At 37.6% G+C, this 18,793-nt stretch carries 19 protein-coding genes; 1 reads left to right on the forward strand and 18 read right to left on the reverse strand.

The features are described 5' to 3' along the window. Positions 1–54: 54 nt before the first annotated feature. The 9 genes from K4422_RS06075 to K4422_RS06115 all read right to left on the reverse strand — a co-directional run bounded on the left by K4422_RS06075 (position 55) and on the right by K4422_RS06115 (position 6,646). On the reverse strand, positions 55–846 hold the full coding sequence (locus K4422_RS06075) for a class I SAM-dependent methyltransferase (RefSeq protein WP_230709769.1): 792 nt from the start codon (positions 844–846) through the stop codon (positions 55–57). 29 nt (positions 847–875) lie between these two features. After that, positions 876–1,418: a helix-turn-helix domain-containing protein gene (locus K4422_RS06080; protein ID WP_230709771.1), complete on the reverse strand. Its 543-nt coding sequence runs from the start codon at positions 1,416–1,418 to the stop codon at positions 876–878. 455 nt (positions 1,419–1,873) lie between these two features. After that, a complete protein-coding gene (locus tag K4422_RS06085) occupies positions 1,874–2,221 on the reverse strand; it encodes a hypothetical protein (protein ID WP_230709773.1) in 348 nt (115 codons plus the stop codon). Between the two features lie 75 nt (positions 2,222–2,296). Then, a complete protein-coding gene (locus K4422_RS06090; protein WP_230709775.1) occupies positions 2,297–2,698 on the reverse strand; it encodes a hypothetical protein in 402 nt (133 codons plus the stop codon). A 33-nt stretch (positions 2,699–2,731) separates the two neighbouring features. Continuing rightward, a complete protein-coding gene (locus K4422_RS06095) occupies positions 2,732–3,292 on the reverse strand; it encodes a YdeI/OmpD-associated family protein (RefSeq protein WP_230709777.1) in 561 nt (186 codons plus the stop codon). A 354-nt stretch (positions 3,293–3,646) separates the two neighbouring features. Further along, on the reverse strand, positions 3,647–4,186 hold the full coding sequence (locus tag K4422_RS06100) for a DUF1697 domain-containing protein (protein ID WP_230709779.1): 540 nt from the start codon (positions 4,184–4,186) through the stop codon (positions 3,647–3,649). Between the two features lie 370 nt (positions 4,187–4,556). Next, positions 4,557–4,976 carry a YjdF family protein gene (locus K4422_RS06105; protein WP_230709781.1) on the reverse strand — a complete coding sequence of 140 codons (420 nt, stop codon included), beginning with the start codon at positions 4,974–4,976 and terminating at the stop codon, positions 4,557–4,559. A gap of 211 nt (positions 4,977–5,187) precedes the next feature. Further along, a complete protein-coding gene (locus K4422_RS06110; protein WP_230709783.1) occupies positions 5,188–5,802 on the reverse strand; it encodes a VanZ family protein in 615 nt (204 codons plus the stop codon). A gap of 286 nt (positions 5,803–6,088) precedes the next feature. Continuing rightward, positions 6,089–6,646 carry a sigma-70 family RNA polymerase sigma factor gene (locus tag K4422_RS06115; protein ID WP_230709785.1) on the reverse strand — a complete coding sequence of 186 codons (558 nt, stop codon included), beginning with the start codon at positions 6,644–6,646 and terminating at the stop codon, positions 6,089–6,091. A gap of 163 nt (positions 6,647–6,809) precedes the next feature. Between K4422_RS06115 and K4422_RS06120 the strand changes: the two genes are divergently transcribed. Continuing rightward, positions 6,810–7,640 carry a hypothetical protein gene (locus K4422_RS06120; protein WP_230709786.1) on the forward strand — a complete coding sequence of 277 codons (831 nt, stop codon included), beginning with the start codon at positions 6,810–6,812 and terminating at the stop codon, positions 7,638–7,640. A 194-nt stretch (positions 7,641–7,834) separates the two neighbouring features. On the opposite strand, the gene dnaB is transcribed toward K4422_RS06120, so the two are convergent. The 9 genes from dnaB to K4422_RS06165 all read right to left on the reverse strand — a co-directional run bounded on the left by dnaB (position 7,835) and on the right by K4422_RS06165 (position 18,720). After that, positions 7,835–9,208 (reverse strand): replicative DNA helicase, encoded by a 1,374-nt coding sequence (gene dnaB, locus K4422_RS06125; protein WP_206902952.1) that lies wholly within the window; start codon positions 9,206–9,208, stop codon positions 7,835–7,837. A 301-nt stretch (positions 9,209–9,509) separates the two neighbouring features. Then, complete coding sequence (locus K4422_RS06130) at positions 9,510–10,475, reverse strand: DUF1861 family protein (protein WP_230709788.1); 966 nt, start codon at positions 10,473–10,475, stop codon at positions 9,510–9,512. A 10-nt stretch (positions 10,476–10,485) separates the two neighbouring features. Beyond that, positions 10,486–12,207, reverse strand: a complete 1,722-nt coding sequence (locus K4422_RS06135; RefSeq protein WP_230709790.1) for a phospho-sugar mutase — start codon at positions 12,205–12,207, stop codon at positions 10,486–10,488. A gap of 5 nt (positions 12,208–12,212) precedes the next feature. Then, positions 12,213–13,274, reverse strand: coding sequence for a BtaManbiosPhlase (locus K4422_RS06140; RefSeq protein ID WP_230709792.1), 1,062 nt, complete (start codon positions 13,272–13,274; stop codon positions 12,213–12,215). A 10-nt stretch (positions 13,275–13,284) separates the two neighbouring features. After that, the gene (locus K4422_RS06145; protein ID WP_230709793.1) at positions 13,285–14,184 is read right to left on the reverse strand and encodes a DUF1861 family protein; all 900 of its coding nucleotides are present in this window, start codon (positions 14,182–14,184) and stop codon (positions 13,285–13,287) included. Continuing rightward, positions 14,185–15,693 (reverse strand): alpha-amylase family glycosyl hydrolase, encoded by a 1,509-nt coding sequence (locus K4422_RS06150; RefSeq protein ID WP_230709795.1) that lies wholly within the window; start codon positions 15,691–15,693, stop codon positions 14,185–14,187. It abuts the gene before it with no gap. A 12-nt stretch (positions 15,694–15,705) separates the two neighbouring features. Continuing rightward, complete coding sequence (locus K4422_RS06155; protein WP_230709797.1) at positions 15,706–16,542, reverse strand: carbohydrate ABC transporter permease; 837 nt, start codon at positions 16,540–16,542, stop codon at positions 15,706–15,708. Further along, on the reverse strand, positions 16,529–17,404 hold the full coding sequence (locus K4422_RS06160) for a carbohydrate ABC transporter permease (protein WP_230709799.1): 876 nt from the start codon (positions 17,402–17,404) through the stop codon (positions 16,529–16,531). Before K4422_RS06160 ends, K4422_RS06155 begins: the two co-directional genes overlap by 14 nt. After that, the gene (locus K4422_RS06165) at positions 17,404–18,720 is read right to left on the reverse strand and encodes an ABC transporter substrate-binding protein (RefSeq protein WP_230709801.1); all 1,317 of its coding nucleotides are present in this window, start codon (positions 18,718–18,720) and stop codon (positions 17,404–17,406) included. Before K4422_RS06165 ends, K4422_RS06160 begins: the two co-directional genes overlap by 1 nt. Positions 18,721–18,793: the final 73 nt, after the last annotated feature.

The following is an 18,793-nucleotide window of genomic DNA, read 5'->3' on the forward strand; positions in this document are numbered from 1 at the left end:
TTTAAAAACAACGTTATTTAAAATAATGAATTGTCCCATCACTCATAAACTATCTCACGAAATTTTTTGGGCGGTTACTAAAAATGATAAAGGAAAACCTTGTTTATCATAGACATCACTCAAGCCAACATCGTAATCAAATTCTTCTAATTTTGTTATTTTCAAGTTGTTTTTTGCCAGGCTCGTTACAATTGCTGCCATGGTATGAGAGAAACTGATAAATTCTTTAGAGGAATAGTTTTCTGACATATAGCCCATGCCCTCAGTCTCAATCCAAGGTTCTGTTCTAAAGTAAGAATAGCTCACCTGCTTTATCTCCTCATTAAAATCTTCTTCTCCTGGCAAAGCAAGCATGTTCATAAAGGGATGAAAATCGTGGATAAGCAGTACACCATCAGCTTTTAAACAAGCTGTGACTTTCTTAAAAAGGACTTCTAAATCTTCAAACCAAGTAATTGCCCCTATCGTAAAAAAGATGAAATCAAATTGTCCATGGTAAGCATGTGAGATGTCGAGAATATTCCCTGTTACAAACTCACAGTTTTTAATATTCGCTTTTTCAGCCGTGTTTTTTGCCTGAGCTAAAATATTATCAGCAATATCAAAGCCAACACCAGACTTTGCACCCAAAGACATTAAAGACAGCAATTCCCGCCCATTATTACAGCAAAATTGGGCAATCTTTTTTTCTTTAAACTCAATTTTTTTTAATTCTTTGACGACGTTCTCATCAAAAAATGGCAACTCTTCTGTCAATAAACGACGATAATTATCGTCGCCCCAATTTTTGTGGCGGTGTTCAAAAGCCTCTTCCCAGGCTTGTTTATTTTTCTCAAAATAATTCATTTTTAACTCCTTATTCACAACCTATCACACTATCTTTCCAAAATAAAATTCATGGAAATTTTAGCGTATTCCCCAGGAGCAATAATCTTCATTTTCCCGGGATATTGTGCTTCAACTTCTTTTATTTTCGGTGTAACGGTCGGTGCCAGCATGATCATGCCAATTTTTTCTTCTGCCAAAATAGCGGCCAGTTCACTTGGTTTAGCTGCGCGCCATTCATACATGGGATACATTTGACTAAGATTGGCAAGAAAGTTTCTAGTACCATAATCTTTTGCTTCTTTTCCCCATTGACTATCACCAGATGCGGTATAGCTACTAACAAGAAATACTGCTTTTTTCATGAGTGTTTCCTCCTCTTTGATTAATTCTGGCTCAGCTTTGATCAATTCATCAATTGTAATTTGGAAGAATTCAGACAGTCCCAACAAATACTCAATCGTTGGTTGGCTGATGCCGCGTTCCCACTTGGAAATTGTTTGGCGGCTAATATGTAATTCATTTGCCAAATCATTTTGACTCAAATGATGCAGCTGGCGGTAGTGCCTAATATTTGATCCAACAGACGTCATCTCTGTGCCCTCCTTCTAATTTCACTGTAACCGGAATCAATTTTCCAAGTAAAGAACTTCTCATGATTTTACTGTAACTTATTCGTAGCAACCTATTGATAGCGGGATTTTTAAAGAGTGTTAAGTAAAAAAAATAATTTAAATTCTGCACTTTAACACACTTCTACTCCTTATTTATTTTCTATTTAAACTAGAATGGTCCTAGTAAATCTGATAAAAATAAAGAGCAAAACTTTGGAACGTCACCCATTTTTCAGCCCGTAAAATTTTGGCTCGTTTTGAATAAACAATTGTTTCGTCAGAAAAATTATGTTTCACGCTTTTAAATTTTTCTATTGTAGTGATTCCCAATTTTAGCGACATTAGGAAAACGTGAAATAATGAATTTGCTTTTCTTACGAAATTTAAGAGCAAAATTTTTGGCATAAACTTCTTAACTTTAATCAACTAATAGCTTAAAGCGTTAAATCCAGATAAGCTGTCAATTTTGTATAATCATATTCGGAAAAAACTCCTTTGATGTTGTCATAAAACAAACCATCCACATAGAGTAAGAAATGTCCCTTCTCGCTAAGTAAACAACGTTTAGGCAACACTACTGTTTTTCCCCGGGTGTATTTCATTTTTTCGGCGTGGGAAATATGATATTGATCTAGAGCTGTAAATAATTTATGCCCAGTCATTTTATTTTTACCGCATTTGGTTTTACTTACGACCGCTTGAACAGTTGTATCCGCCAATAAAGCAATACATGTTTGTCCGCATAGCCCTTCTAACGGTTGGTTCAAAATTTGTTCATTCAAACTAAAACACCTCCTAGTAATTTCTTTTCTCTTTTAGTAGCAAGCCTTCTGTCGATTTCTTGTTGTAGACAAGATTCAATGCTGATACGCAGCAAAGGGGAATGGCAATTTGTGCTTTTGAATCAACCAAACTGAGAGTATAAACTGCAAAAGGCTGATCAGCATAAAAATAAGCTGAATCGGGAAAACCGCTGCCATTAAAAGCCACTGCGCTATGATCCAAATTTTCGTGATAAATCCCATAAAAGCGGACAAATAAGCACCTATATTCCGTTTTTTACTAAGTAAAACGCCACTTATAAAATTCCCGCCAAAAATCACGAGCAACAAAAAAATTCCCGGGATCAAAAAAGTATCAAAGGGAGCATGAACCAATAAATCAGTACTTACCCCCATACTTTTTGCACCACCAGGTACTAAAGCAGCAACGGCACCAACGGCACCAAAAATCGCCATAGCAAAATCAAAAATCAGCAACTGTTTCATTTTTTCCCCTTTCTTTTCAAACCGTTACATCGGCTTTAAATTCTTATTTAGTCGGTTCACCATCCAGGTAAGGCGACTTTGTTGTCCTTTTGTTGTTTTTGCATCAAAGTAAGCACGAGCGTAAGTTTTTTTTACCGATGGCGACATCTTACAAAAATTTGTATAGGCTGGTTCATATTTAACGAGAGTTTCAGTAAGTTCTACTACCTGATCGGCTGTTATCGCTGTTGGCTGTTCAAGATCCCATTGCCCATTTTCTTTTGCTTCAGAAATTTTTTGGCGTCCAAAGTCTGTCATCAAGGCCCGTTCTTCCAATCTTTGAACCAACTTTTTATTCTTTTCAGACCATTTGCTGTTTCTTCTGCGTTGACTAAAATATTTTTTGTAGGTTGTTTCATTGATTTTTTGCATTTTCCCATCAATCCAGCCATAACAAAGTGCCTCTTCCAAAGCTTCTGCCGCTTTTAGTGTCTGAAGACCTCCTTTTTTGCCAAATAGTAGCCAAACACCCTCACTTGTTTCACAATTTTCTACCAACCACTGCCGAAAATCTTCACGCTTAGAAAACGTCAATTTTCTGTCCATATCGTCACCTTCATTCTCTTTTCACATAATAAACTAGAAATAAGCTCTACATAAATTATACCTGAGGAAAGCTTACAAACGTTAGTGAGATCCTACTTTGCCCCTAACTTATTCGGCGCACTACGTTTTATAAAAGAAAGGTAGATTGCCATATATTGAAAAGTTATCGTAAAAAAAAAGGCAGAACAAAAATGTTCTGTCTCAAGTAATAAGCTAAAAATGAATATACGTTGGATTTCAAATTTTAATAAAAATTTTTTTTAGCCATAGCCGTGACTTCTTTATCTTGGTAGTAAAAAAGATGAATTTTTATCATTACTACTATCTTTTTGGGTCCATAGAAACTATCGGATTTTACAAAGTTACAATTTTGCGTACCGTGTTGGCAGTGCGAATGGTAATCTGATCTTTTATTTTTTTATTAGCTGTTTTGGACCACCAATTTGATTTGCGATAATCTTTGCGCACATAAGACCAGAAAATAGCATCACGATAATCTGCGGCCTGTTCTAAATTTTCATTTAGCCCACCCACAGCTTGATAAAATTCTGCTAAGGTGACTGGCGGGATAAGAAAAACTAAATTATCATAATTTTTTTTATCCGTATTTTGCCACCATGTTGGTGCATTAGCCAAAATTTCCGAAAGCTCTGCTTGCAAAATTGTAAAGACCGTTATCTCCAGATCAAAATGATTCTTTATCATGGTTTTTATTTGATCCGAAAGTGCCTTTGGGTCATTATTTTCAGTTGAAAATATAATGTTGCCACTATTGATATATGTGACAACGTCTTGAAAGTTCAAGGTTTCAAAGCCGGCTTTTAACGCTGGCATGGCAATTTTATTTTTGCCCCCGACATTGATTCCTCTTAATAATGTGATATAGCGCTGCACTATTATCTCCTCCCTGTTGGACTGACTACGGATTGGTCTGAATTTTCGAACGGATTTTTCTTTACTTTTCCAAGCCATACTCACGTGAGCATCCTTTTTTAATTATACCCTTCATAATTCCACTATGCTTGGCGCTTTATTTTTTAATTAAACATGCTAATTTCACTGCTAAAACCTTAAATATAATTTTTATCGTAGGAAATTTAGCGAGTGCCATAATGTCTAACTACTTTTAACCTTTAGGACTATCAAAGATTTACGAATCTTTATTTACTATTATCACAAATAAGAAAAAGAATAAATTTGATGAAAAATTTATATTAAAAAAACCGATCCCTTCACAGGTGATCAGTTTAGTCACAGGAAAAAGTTAATGTCCTTTTTTCTTTTGCAGCTTTTTTTCTTGCTTCAATTGAAAACGACGTTGGGCTTCTTCTTGTTTTTGTGCTTTTGCTGCTTTTTGGCGCTGCGTTTTTTTGATTTCGATGGATTTTTGCATCGCTATCTGCGCTTTAGTAGAATAAACCGGCTGATTTTTCTCTTTATTTACTAGATGCTGCAAGCGCTTGGGATTGAGATTGATACGATGTTCATTTACTTGTTTACTCGCCATTGAAACACTAGGGACTTTCACCATTTCTGCCAAAAGCTGTGTGTTTACAAATGCAAGTACTTCCGTATCTTTGGGCTCGGGACCAAAAACGTGTTTTAGCACTTTCATTTTCCCGTCGTCCTCGTCTTCTACCAATCCGCACCAAAAGCTGCCATCAAAGAAAATCGTTAATTTCATGATGACCCCTCCTTTGTATAGATTGCAATGGACGACCTGGAGGGAAGGTTACTGACGCTTTTTGGCGCTCCCGGACTACCAACCGAGACGTGTTTTTATGCTACTTTATTGTAAGGGGTAGCATTTACTGCCGTCAAATAGTAACCAGCTAGCAAAATAAAATCCTAAACAAAAACAAAGCACGCGTTTATTGCTGGCTTCATTGAAAGAGTTAAACATTCAAAAATACATTTAAAAAAGCAATGACCACAACAATGACAGGTAAATATCGGGTTTGTGCTTCTACTGTTGCTTGCAGTCTGAAAATTTTAGCGACAAGTTTGAAACAACACCACCCGATTAGCGTTCCGATTGTATTTGCTAAAAGATCATTGATATCCGTTGCCCGATATAACGTGAAGATTTGGCTGATTTCGATAGCTAAAGAAATGCCCGCGCCAAGAAATACCGTCTTGTACACCTTCTGAAAACTGCGGCTAATAAAAGGCAGTAAAAAACCAATTGGCATAAAGACCATAATATTGGCGATAAAACCACTAGATAGCCCTTCTGCTAGCAGACGCCATTCCCACCTGGGATGAAAAACACCTTCACCTAATCGCAGCATGCGCTGCAATTGTCCCACTGTGGTAATGCCAAAAATATGCGTTAAGCCAATTTGCAAATAGTAAAACAGCAATAGTGCCGGAAGCAAAATCGCAATTTTTCGCCGCCAAGACAATTTAAACGGCAAAATATAAGCTGTAATCAAAATAACGCCGATTAAAGCTAAGGGATTTACAAAAAGAATTTCCCATAAATAATCAAAAATTGTGTAGTTATCCATGTTATTTCCTCCATTTGGAAAAATATAGCTGCTAGTGTACTACATGAAATAGTACACTAGCAGCTATTGTGGCGTCAATTTGGCTTAAAATACTTAAGAGAAAACTAAAACAATCTCGGATTGCTGTCTTTCAAATTTTGCTAATCACTTGACCACCTGGCTAAAAACGCCCCCATTCTCAGACTTTTATCTCAAAATGTTTCATGTGAAACAAATTTTTTTGCTTTTTTAATACCAGCAACTCCCCCATTACTTATCTTTTATTTCAGTCAAGTGTATTGCAGTCTTATTTTTCCATCGCCTTTTTTATTTGACTGCGGACGCGCCGCAATTTTTTGCGGTAATAAGCCCGCACTTGGCGGGAAATTTTCTTTTGCGGCTTACTTTTGGGATATTTCAAAGGAAGCTGTCTTGTAACTGTTTTATTATCCTGCAGCTGGTGACTGTCAATAAGTAACGAAGTAAAAGCCCGCTGTTCACTTTCACTTAGTTCTAGATAAATTTGCTGCAGCATTTCCGCTAATTCAATGTCTGCGATAAAATCAAAGGGCGCCTGAATTTGCTCGGCGTCTTCTTCTAGCAATGTTTCTGGTCGCTTTAAATATTTGCGACGACAGTCTTGGCAAAGCCACTGAAAACGGCGAAATAGATAACTGTTATTGTAATCTTCTTTGAAAATTTCCAAATCCCGATAATCATGCAGCAGCTCAATTAAATTAAAGCGCATCTCTTGCAGACAGTCATCATACTCACTATTTTGCACAAAGATATTCTCTTTAGCCAAAACGCGACGAAACAAGGTATCGTAGTGCTCCAATGCTTCATTCATCAATTGTTCTTTCATCTAAATTTCCTCTTTTGCTTTATTCCGGCCGGTAACTATATTTTAGAAAAAGAAGACTTACCGCTACCTAAAAATAAACAGCAAAAGAACCCCATTTTAGCTGACAACCCTGCAAAAAAATAGCTATAGTTAATTAAAGTTCTTTTTGAAAGGAAGCGATTCAATGACCTATGTCCCAATTGACGAAAACTGTTTAAAGTTCCATTTACGTCCCGAAATCAGTCGAATTCGAGCTAAAATCTCCCCTTTCTTGCCGCAGCAACCTTTTATTTTGACCAAAGATTCTCGTCATCAGCTGGCTGATCAGCTTATTCCCCATGCCGAGCTTTCCCTTGGCAAAACATATTATGCTTTAATCCCCTACGAAAAACTAAAATGCCAGTATTCCCTTGTTTTTAGTGATGAGGGGTTGGCGCTAGTTTATGGTACGCCGACACAATTACTTAAAAAACGCATCCTCCCTGCCTACCGCTGCCAAGATAGCGGACTTTATTTTGAAGCCGTCGCAAGCCTTTACCACTTCAAAAAAGCACCTTTTGCTACCCGTGATTTTTGCCTTTTGCCCTTAACTGGTAGCAAGACCGCCCCGAAAAACACGGTCTGGATCAATCCGATTATTCTGGCTGATTTTTACTGCGCCAACCATCAGAATATTGTCAAAACTTTATTAGGTTTTGATTGTGTCATCCCCATTAAAAAAACTGCTCTGATTCACTGCATGAGTAAAGCCTTCATTTTGCATACCCAAATAAAAAAAGAAGAAAATTATGATCGTCTCACCCAAATCGATTCGGTCGCCAAATACTTAAACATCGATCCTACACCTTTGATTAACGCCGCTTGCAGTGAAATTGACAGCAGACAACGCCATTGGCCCAATCAGTTTTTCTACCCCCACTACGACACGCTGCGCCACCATAAAGCCGTTCAATCATTATGCGAAGATTACGAAACCTGGTATGACAACCAACACAAAATTACCGCTTTTCATTAAAAAAACTTATAAGCAGCCGTTTGTCGCAAACTTTGAGCGATCAGTTACAAAAAAACTTCTACAACCTTTTACTGAATTTTAGTTTTAAAAAGACACAGGGATCTTTTTTAACAACTACCACAACAAAAAACTAAAAAAACGGTTGTGACAAAGGCAAACTTTCCTTTATCACAACCGCTTTTATTCATCTTACGTTACATGGCGTCCTCCCGCAGAGAAAGCGACGAAAACTTATTGTATTCTTTAATAAACATCAATTCCACCGTCCCTCTGGCGCCGGAACGGTTTTTTTCGATAATAACTTCGATAATATTATCGCGGGTGTCTTCTTGTTCATCTGGATCATCTGAATCCCGTTGATAATAATCATCCCGGTATAAAAAGGCAACGATATCGGCATCTTGCTCAATGGAACCAGATTCCCGAATATCAGACATCACGGGCCGTTTATCTTGCCGTTGTTCTACCCCACGGGAAAGCTGAGATAAGGCAATAACAGGCACTTTTAATTCTTTCGCCAATTTTTTCAACTGCCGGGAAATTTCAGAAACTTCTTGTTGGCGATTTTCCCGTCCAGTCCCTTCAATCAATTGCAAATAATCGATTAAAATCAAACCCAAATCTTTTTTTTCTTGGGCTAAGCGACGACAACGGGCGCGAATCTCAGAAACTTTAATCCCCGGGGTATCGTCGATAAAAATACTGGCACGGGATAAACTTCCCATTGCCACCACTAAATTGCCCCACTCTTCATCGGTTAATTGACCAGTCTTCAAATGCCCTGCGTCAATCAGACCTTCAGCACAAAGCATCCGCTTAACTAACGATTCCGCATCCATTTCCAGACTAAAAATCGCCACCGAGGCATCGGTTTTCGTCCCAATATTTTGGGCGATATTTAACGCAAAGGCAGTTTTCCCCACCGCGGGCCGGGCAGCTAAGATAATTAATTCCCCTTGCTGCAAACCAGCCGTCATTTTATCTAATGCCGGATAACCAGTTGGAATCCCCGTGATGGCTTCATCGTTTTGCGCTAATTGATCGATGTTGCGGAAGGTTTCTTGCAGCACGTCCTCAATGGCTTGGAAACCATTACTATTACGGCGCTCAGAAACCTCTAAAATTCCCCGTTCTGCATCTTCGACAATGGCCGAAACGTCTTCATCTTGTTCATACCCGGCGGCGACAATTTTATTTGCAGCCTGGATTAAATTGCGCAATAATGCTTTGTCCGCGACAATTTTCGCATAAAAGCCAATGCTGCCTGCATAAGGCGTCGCTTGGGATAATTCAACTAAATAGCCGACACTACCGACATCTTCTAAAGCATTGCCTCTTTCCAATTCTGCTTTTAACGTCACCACGTCAACGGCTTCATTACGATCAAACAAATTAATCATCGCTTGGTAAATCAGCTGATGGCGCCGCTGATAAAAATCTTTGGCACTCAAAACTTCCATCGCATTAATCAGCTCATCGGGAGCCAAAAAAATCGAACCTAAAACAGCCTGCTCCGCTTGAATATCTTGCGGCGGCATGCGGTCTTGCCACATATCTTCTACTGCCATAATTATAATCGCTCCTAAAAGTTTTCAGTCTACTAATTTTACATAACTTTCAGTAAAAGTACAATATATGGCAAGTGCCTCCCAAGAGAAAAAATGCGTTAAAAAGTGCTGTCCATCCCTTTAAAGCAAGCTTTAAAAAAGTGTTAAAAAGCTTTTTAGCTTGGGATTGGGCGGCTTTATTTTTTGATGTTAACTTTTTATTGTGTTTTCTTTGAAGGTCTAAATTAGACGTTAACTTCATATTACGATTATAAAAAAAATCCATGGCAAAAAAATTTGCCATGGAATCAGTGCAATTGCATTAGTCGCTCACAATATATTGTTTTTCTACTATTTTACCGTGACCTTTGAATGGGTAAGAAATTACCATCACACCTTCGCATGTATCGCCTAAGCCTGAATATAGCTCACAAAAATCATCAGTGTGGTAAATCATCCCTGAAGGAAAACAACAATCTTGTAAAAAGGCTCGTTTAGCCGGTGCAGTTGGATAACAACTTCTTGTTGCAATGATTTGATAATCTGCTATTTCTAATGTAAGAGGGTTCAATACAAAAGAAACTATGGTATACACGCTTTGATCATCTTGGTTAAAAGATAAGTGACCAATCACACCAACTTTACCAGAATCGAGTAAAAATGCTTGATTGACGCCGCCCCATTCTAAATCGGCAAATAAATTAGGTAATATTTTCGCTTGGTTAATTTTGTCAGCCGTCAACTCGTTTAAACTGTCGATAATCGTAAAACCAATTAATGCTTCACTACCATACGTTGCAATTAGCTCTTTATCCCGTGGCCGCGAAAAAACACCGATTCTGCCATCAGCAAGCGGAACAATACGAATGTCTTTCATATTTTTTGGACCCGTAGTGAAGTATTTTAAATTATCTAATTGTTTACCATAGTAAAAATACCCATAATATGCGTCTAAAACATCTTCTTGTTTCACCTGAACATGGGTACCACCAAGGACAAAATCATCCGCTATTTTAGCAATATATGGATCTTCCAGTTGGTAAATCATCGCATCTTCAACTAAGGTCCAATGATTTTTTTCTACCCTAATAAATAATCTTACCCATGAACGCATCCATTCATCACGGCGTTCAACACGACCAAATAAATACCAGTTTTTTTCAATTTTGAAAGGTTGCGAACAATTGTATACATCGAATTCTTCAACACCTGAAAATGTCAAAATGTCAGCTTGAGGGTGATTTGAAACGTTGGCTTCAAATTCTCGTTTTCTTTGATCTGCCTTCATACTAATCTCCTTATAGTTCTGTCAGCATTTGATGAAAATCGCTTTTTAGCGCTTGCAATTTTGATTCTGTTACCTGTTTTGAAGAAGCGTTTGCTGAATAGTAAATCTTAAATTTAGGTTCTGTGCCAGAGGGTCTGACACAAACCCACGACTCATCTGCCAAAATTAATTTTATAACATTGGATTGTGGAAGCGTTAGTTTGGTTACTTCCTGCGTTACTAAATTCTTTTGCGTACCTAAGCCATAATCTTCTTTAAACACAACTGCCTCACCTGCTAAGTGGGTCACTTCTTTTTGACGTAAGTTTTCAACTAATTGTGCCATTTCCGCAATACCATCTTTTCCTAGAAAAACTTTTGTTTCTAAGTCTTCTTCAAAATAGCCATATTCTTGGTAAATTTCTTCTAGTCGATCTACTAGGCTACGATCTGACAGCTTACAAACCAATGCAACTTCTGCCAATAACGTGGCCGCTTGGATTGCATCTTTGTCACGGACAAAAGGAGAAATTAAATAGCCAAAACTTTCTTCATAACCAAAGAGAAATTTTTTGTCTTGTTTTTGTTCCGATAATTTGATTTGTTCACCAATAAATTTAAAGCCTGTTAATGTATTACGTACTTGCAGTCCGTGTTTTGCTGCAATTTTTGCACCCAAATCAGAAGTAACAATTGTCTTTGCTAAAAAATAATTTTTCACATCCGCTGGTGATTTTTGTTGGATCAAATAGTCCAAGAGTAAAACACCAATTTGATTACCATTTAAATAAATCGGTCGGTCTTGTTTAAACACAACTACGCCTAAACGATCTGCGTCCGGATCAGTAGCAATTAATAGATCAGCTGGATTTTTCTTTGTTTCTTCTAATGCCAAAGCAAATGCTGCCTGATCTTCTGGGTTAGGAGAAGTCACAGTAGAAAAGCCTGGATCTGGATCTTCTTGCTCTGAAACAAGTCTTAAATTATCAAAACCAAAGGCAGCAAAAGCCTTTTTGATTAAAACTTTTCCCGTACCATGTAGTGGTGTGTAAATAACCGCTAAGTTTTTACCTTCTTTTGCGACTAATTTTTGATTTTGTACAACATTTTTTAATTCTTCAACATACCACTGATCTGCTTCTTCAGAAAATACAGTAATCCGGTCATTTTTTTCATAGTAGGCACGAGATTTTGCGGTAATTTGAAGTTCATCTGTAATACTTTCTAATAACGTCATTAGGCGTTCAGCAGTTTCCAGCGTAATTTGACCACCATCTGAGCCATATACTTTAAAGCCGTTGTATTGTTTGGGATTGTGACTAGCCGTTATCATAACTCCTGCAAAAGCATGATAGTGACGAACTAGATAAGAAAGTTCTGGCGTTGGGCGTAATGTATCAGACAAAAAAACTTTAACACCGCAGGCTGCTAAAATGCGCGCCGTCCATGTGGCAAACTCTTCTGATTTATAGCGATTATCATAAGAAATTACTACGCCACGCTCACAAGCGGCAGAACCATTTTCTTCAATATAGCGTGCCAGCCCTAGCGCAACGCGTTTAATCGTATAATTATTAATTCGATTCGTACCCGCCCCTAGTTCTCCGCGCATACCACCTGTGCCAAACTCAAGATAACGATAAAAACGATCTTCTAAATTTGCTTGGTCAGTCACTTGGTCTAATTCATTTTTCAAGTCTAAATCTAAAGTCGCAAAATCTTGCCACTCTTGTAATTTTTCTTGCCAATTCATTCCTGCTAGCCCTCTTTTGTTTGTCTAATAATTTCAGCAATGGAGAAGGTGCAACCTGCCATTGAAGTATCTGCGACACCGTAATACATGGTTAATTGATCTTCTTTTACTATCCCGCCAGATCCAAAGACAACATCGCTAAAGAAACCATTCTTTTCATATTCAGCATCTGGTTCCATAATTGGTTGGTTAGAGCGCGCCAAAACTTTAGTCGGATCTTCTAAATCTAGTAAGGCTGCACCCATACAGTAACGATGTTCGGGTGTCGCGCCATGGTAAAGAACGAGCCAGCCTTCTGCCGTTTTGATTGGCACTAAACCACCACCCACACGACCACTATCCCAAGAATCTGGGCGAATACCGATTAAATGTTGGTGATGTCCCCAACTTTCTAAATCTGGAGATGACGCAATCCAAATATCATAGTTTCCGATACTTTTAAGCGAAGGACGATGCAGTGCATAATACTTCCCATTAATTTTTTCTGGAAAAATTAAAACGTCCTTATTCTCTGGTGCAAAGATATTTCCCAAATCTTGATAGCTTTCAAAATCTTGCGTAGCAATCAATGAATCACACACACCTACAGGAGATACTGAGCTAAAATTAACGTAATACGTGTCACCAATTTTTGTACAACGCGCATCTTCAATCCCATAACTTTGGTATTCGTTAAATGGATATAAGAAGGCTTTATCATCAATGGTGAAGTTATGACCGTCTTGACTGCGGGCAATGCGAATATAAGAAATAGAGGTCAAATAAGCAAAACTATCAAGCTTATCTGTATGACGAATCATACGAGGATCTTCAAAATCATATTTGGGATCATTACGATTGAATTCAATAATAGTCATTTCTTTTTTTTGTGCATCATAAACTGGAGCTTTAATAATTTCTGAATCTTTAGAGATGGGTCTTTCTGCTACGCGTAGTAATAGCAATACTTCATCATTGTATTTGGCAACGCCGCCATTAAAGGCTCCAATCACTTCATAACCTTCATGAAGTGGCGTCACATCTTTAGGTGTAATTAACGGATTCTCTGCAAAACGATCTATTTTCATGTCATAACCTCTATCTAAACGGATTTTCAATTTCTAATTTTTGAGCACCAGCATCACTGATCCCAGCATATATCACGGCTTTTTGATCTTTCATAACAATCCCGCCACTAAAAACAACATCAACTAAATCTGGCCGTTTAGCTGGTCCAGCTGCGAAATCTTTTCTTTCGGCAATAATCTTGGCATTTTTCATGGCGAAGTTGGCTAAGTCTAATTCAAAAGCCATTGCGTAATAATGACGATTATTTTCTTCATCAAAGTTCGCAATATGCCCTAAAACCCAAGTAGATGTTTTAGTTTGATGAATTTCATTGGCTCCGCCCCACTGACTATCTGTAAACTGATTTGCTAGTAACGGTGCATCTTCAATAAGCGCAACGGACAAAGATGCTAAGTCGTCAATAATCACAGCTCCAATTTTACCGCGTCCACCTTTTGTACCTTGTGGACGTGTTAACACAAGAATTTTCCCATCATTTAATTGTTTTAAACGTAAATCTTTCATTCCCCATGGACCGGCAAAAATTTGGACAGCATCTTGGCTGGTTTCTAAACGGTAAAAGACGGTACGCCATTTGGCTTGTCCTGACGAAAGAAAGTTTACTTCCACGCCGCCTAAAATGATGTCACCATCAATTTCAGTAAAGAAAGGATCTTGTAAAGAAAGACGAACGCTTTCTTTAATAGGCACCCACGTATTCTCTTCAGCTTCTGTAAACAAGACGATTTCTGAATGTTCATCATCTCTAGACTCAACTCTACCTGCAAGAACCACTTGTCCTTCTAGCAGAAATGGCGCCGTAATATTATAAACATCTTTGTCTGCTACATCTTTGAATGTTAAGACGGTTGCTTTAGAATAAAGTTGCTCTTCACGGTATTTTTTTAATAGCTCTTCCGCATAAATCATTTAATTTCTCTTTCCTATCCAACCTGCTTTTTCGGGCAAGTAAATTTTATTTTTTGCTAAATACGGCCCATTATGGGACCATAACGTCTGCCACGGCCTATCTTCCAATAGTTCAATCTGACGTGGTTTCTCAGAAAAGTTCAGTATCACGTGAATATCACCGCTCCAATAAGAAAGCAGGTCATTTTCTGCTTGGATTTTTTCTAAGGGTAAAAATGGACCTTCTTTATGCCGCAGTGCAATTAACGCTTTGTAGCCAGCCATAATTACTTTTTCTGACTCGTTCACTTTTGCTGAGCCAATCCAACCCTTTATATTAAAGGGCAACATTCCTCTTGAACGATCACGATTAACTAGATTTGCTGCTGCTATCGCTCTTACTTCACCGTCAGAGGGCAATAATTCAAAATACTTATTTTTCGCTTGAATATCGCGAATATCTGTCAAATTAGCAGCTAAGAAATCACCTAACCCTAATTCTTCTCCTTGAAATAAAAAAGTTATGCCATGGTTGATTGTTAATAAGACAATTAACAAGTAATAAACATCTACGTTTTTGTCTGCCAAACGCTCCCAAGACCGACTCATATCATGACTATTAAAAAAGAGCGTTGGCAATTTTTCAGCTGCAGTATTCATAGCTTCATACTGGCTTGCAAAATAATTTAAATTCAGTTTTTCTTGACTACCTAAATTGAAATTAAAAGCGGTATCAAATAGCTCCGCCCCAACATACTGTTCAATACATTTAAGATCATCGGAGCTAATTTCGGCTACAGTAAACAGTTCTGGATTGCAGTTTTTAATATACGCATTGATTTCTTTTAAAATAGCGAGAACACCTGGTTGATTTACATCATTTTGGTGAATCTGTCGCCTGGTTTCATCAACTGGATTATCTTTAAAGTCCTGGCTGACAGTTAGGTTATTAATCACATCAAAACGAAAACCATCAATACCTTTTTTAATCCAAAAATCCAGTATTTGAAAGATTGCTTGCTTGACGGCAGGATTGTGCCAATTTAGATCAGCTTGTTCTTTGGCAAAACTGTGATAATAATATTGTTGGCTTTTTTCATCGTATTCCCACGCCGACCCGCCGAAAAAGCTTTCCCAATTATTCGGTCTATCTCGCCAGATATACCAATCGCGTTTTTTGTCCTCTGTACTTTGTAATGCTGATTGAAACCAAGGATGTTGCGTCGATGTGTGATTAAAAACAACATCGATAATGACGTGCATCCCACTTTTTTTTGCCACTTGAATTAGTTCTTCTAAATCTTGTAATGTGCCATATTGTCTGTCTACATCGCAGTAATCTGACACATCATATCCATTGTCAATTTTTGGTGATGGATAAAAAGGTGTCAGCCAAAGTGCATCTATCCCTAATTGCTTCAAGTAAGGCAATCTTTCTTTTATTCCGTTAAAATCCCCAATCCCATCGCCATTACTATCTGCAAAAGAAGGTAGATAAATTTCATAAAAAACAGCTTTTTCCCACCACATATTTATTTGCTCCTACTTCAAAGTAAATTGCATACCATCTTGGAATCGTTTAGAGAAGATTAAAAATAAAATAATCAAAGGTAATGTCAGCAATACCGAAGCAGCGTACATTGGTCCAGGATACGTACCATAAGGGCCAAACATTTGAGAGATTAAAACATTCAACGTAACCGTACTATCACTTTTTGAAACAATCATATCCCACAATAAGTTGGTCCAACGATCCGTAAACAAGAATAAAAAGATGACTGTTGTAATAGATTTAGACATTGGTAAAACAACTTTAAAAAGTACTTGCAATTCAGAAGCGCCATCTAATTTTGCTGCTTCAATTAAGGCATCGGGAATTGCTTTAAAAAAGTTGGTATACATAAAAATTGCCCACAAGCTAATCGCCGTTGGAATAATCATACCTGCGTAAGAATCAAGTAATCCCACATTTGTAATCATTAAAAATTGTGGAATCAACAAAATAATGGCTGGGAAAAACATTTGGAATAAAATAAAATTATTAACAAATTTTTTGCCTTTAAATTCAATTTTTGCTAAGGCATATCCCACCATCAATGCAAATAACAACATTAAAAACGTCGCGATGGTAGCTACGATAACCGTATTAATAAATGCGCCCACCCAAGGAACATTAGCTGAAGTAGCCGATCCGCCAAATAGCCACGTCCATGAACGCAAACTAAAATGACTCGGAATTAATTTACGGTCCACTTGGTCCCATGATGCAAAAGAATGCATTACCAGATAAATAAACGGAAAAATCATAACTAACATTACTAATGTCGTAACAACATATAATAGAATGGTTTGTCCTTTCGTTCTTTTAAGTCCAACCATTTCTTTCACCCCATTTTTCTAAAAGCTTGCGAATGATTCCAATTGATGCAAAAGTGACCACAGAGGCTAATAAAGCTACAGCAGAAGCATAACCTGACTTCAAACCGACAAAGGCTTGATTGTAAATTTCCATTTGCCACGTATTAGTAGCAAAATTAGGACCCCCACCAGTCAATTGATAGACCTCCGTAAATATGCCGAAACTAACCCCCACAGCAAGTACAGCCACTGTGAAGAAAGCGGGATATAACATTGGAAATGTGATCTTCCAAAAACGATTCCACGGTGTGACACCATCAATAGCCGCAGCTTCATAAATTTCTTGATTAATATTGCTTAAACCCGAAATTAAAATCAGACCATAATAGCCAGACATTTTCCAGGCAATCATCAAGGACACAATAATGATGGCCGTATGTGGATTTCCTAGCCAATCAATATCCCAGCCCATTTTATTACGTAAAAATGTATTGAAAGGACCGTTATAAGATAGTAATCCCTTAACAATCAAGGAAGTTACAACACCACTGGAAAGATACGGTAGGAAAAAAGCTACCATATACAAACCTTTTAACTTCGGTAAACTATTAACTAAAAGTGCAATAATCATCGACATAATCATGGCCATTGGAACAAAAACAATCAAAAACTTATATGTAACAACAAAAGCCGCTTGAATCGCGGGACTTTTGACTGCATCGATAAAATTTTTGATTCCAACAAATTCAACATCTGGTGAGATCATGTTCCAACTTGTTAAGGCTAGCCAAAATGACCACAGTAATGGTAAAAGGAAAAATATAAATGTAAAAATAAGGTATGGGCTGGTAAATAACCAGCCCAATTTTGTATTTTTGTTCATTATTGAAGCGCCCCTTCAACGGCTTTCTTTGCATCTGTAACGGCTTTAGCCGGTGCTTTTTCACCTCGAACAACAGGAACCCATGCTTGTTCGCCAAACACTTGTTGAATATCGTTGTACTTTTCATTATCCATTGCTGGAACTGCATTTGGAACGTTAGCAGCATAAACTTCCATTACTGGATTTTTTTCGAAGTATTCTTTAAACGCAGCATTTTCTGTTGCATCATCACGTGCAGGAATCAAAGAAGTTGTTTCTAATAATTTCATATCATTATTTTCATTACCAAAAACAAATTCTAAAAATTTCATCGCAGCAGCTTGTTCTTTTTCCGTTGCTTGCGCGTACATCACAATTCCCTTAGCATCAGCATATGTGGAAACATTTTCTTCATTAGCTAATTCATCTGGGACAACGGGTGTTGTAACTGTGTAATTTTCACCAAATTTTAGCTCTGGGTATTTTTCTGCCCAGTTCGGGAATGTCCAAGGGCCAATGTCGGTCATAACGCTATCGCCATTTTCAAATGGATCAGTCGCTTCACCAGTGCGCAAAACTTTATCTTTAGATAATGTACTCATTAAATCAAAAACATTTTCCATTGCTTTTTCATCTGCAACAAATTTATTATTTTCAACAAAATTGGCACCTTTACTTGCTGCGTCATATAATGGGAAGAAGTCAAACCAACGCATCCAAGCAGTTGGATCGGCAATATCTTTTTTCGCCCACAAAGCTTTATCTGTACCTTTAATTTTTTCGACAACTTTTAATAATTCTGAGTATGTCTTAGGCGGTTCATTAAAACCTAGCTCTTTTAATGTATCTAAACGCCAACCAAACAAAATTGGATTTGAATAGACTGGTAAAACGTATTGACTGCCATCAGAAAATTTCCAGCTCTCGATTGTTTTACTCATATTTCTTTTTTCGACAACATTTTTAAAGTCACTTTCTTTATCTAATGGTAAAATTGCCTTACTAGCTGCTAACTGTGCCGCAAAACTACGATTAATATTTTCAGATAGTGTGGGTGCCGTTTTTGATGCAATTGCACTTTGAATAGTGGCTTCAGAAGATGGGCTTTCTTTCATTTGACTAACTTCAACATCGATATCTTTGTTTTGTTTCTCAAATTCAGTCGCCATTTCTTCCCAATACTTTACTTGGGTAGGATTTGGAGCGGCCCAAAAAGTAACTTTAGTTTTGCCATCACTTGAACCAGAATCTTTTGCGCCGGAATTGCCACAACCAGCCAAAGCAACAGTTCCTAACAATAAAGCAGAAATACCTACGATCAATTTGTTCATTTTCATCATCGTTCCTCCTAAATGGTAAACGTTTTCTTTACAACACGTATCTTACAACGTGTAATTCGTGTTGTCAATG

This window comes from Enterococcus sp. SMC-9, from assembly GCF_021011285.1.
In the GTDB taxonomy this organism is placed as follows: Bacteria; Bacillota; Bacilli; order Lactobacillales; family Enterococcaceae; genus Enterococcus_C; species Enterococcus_C montenegrensis.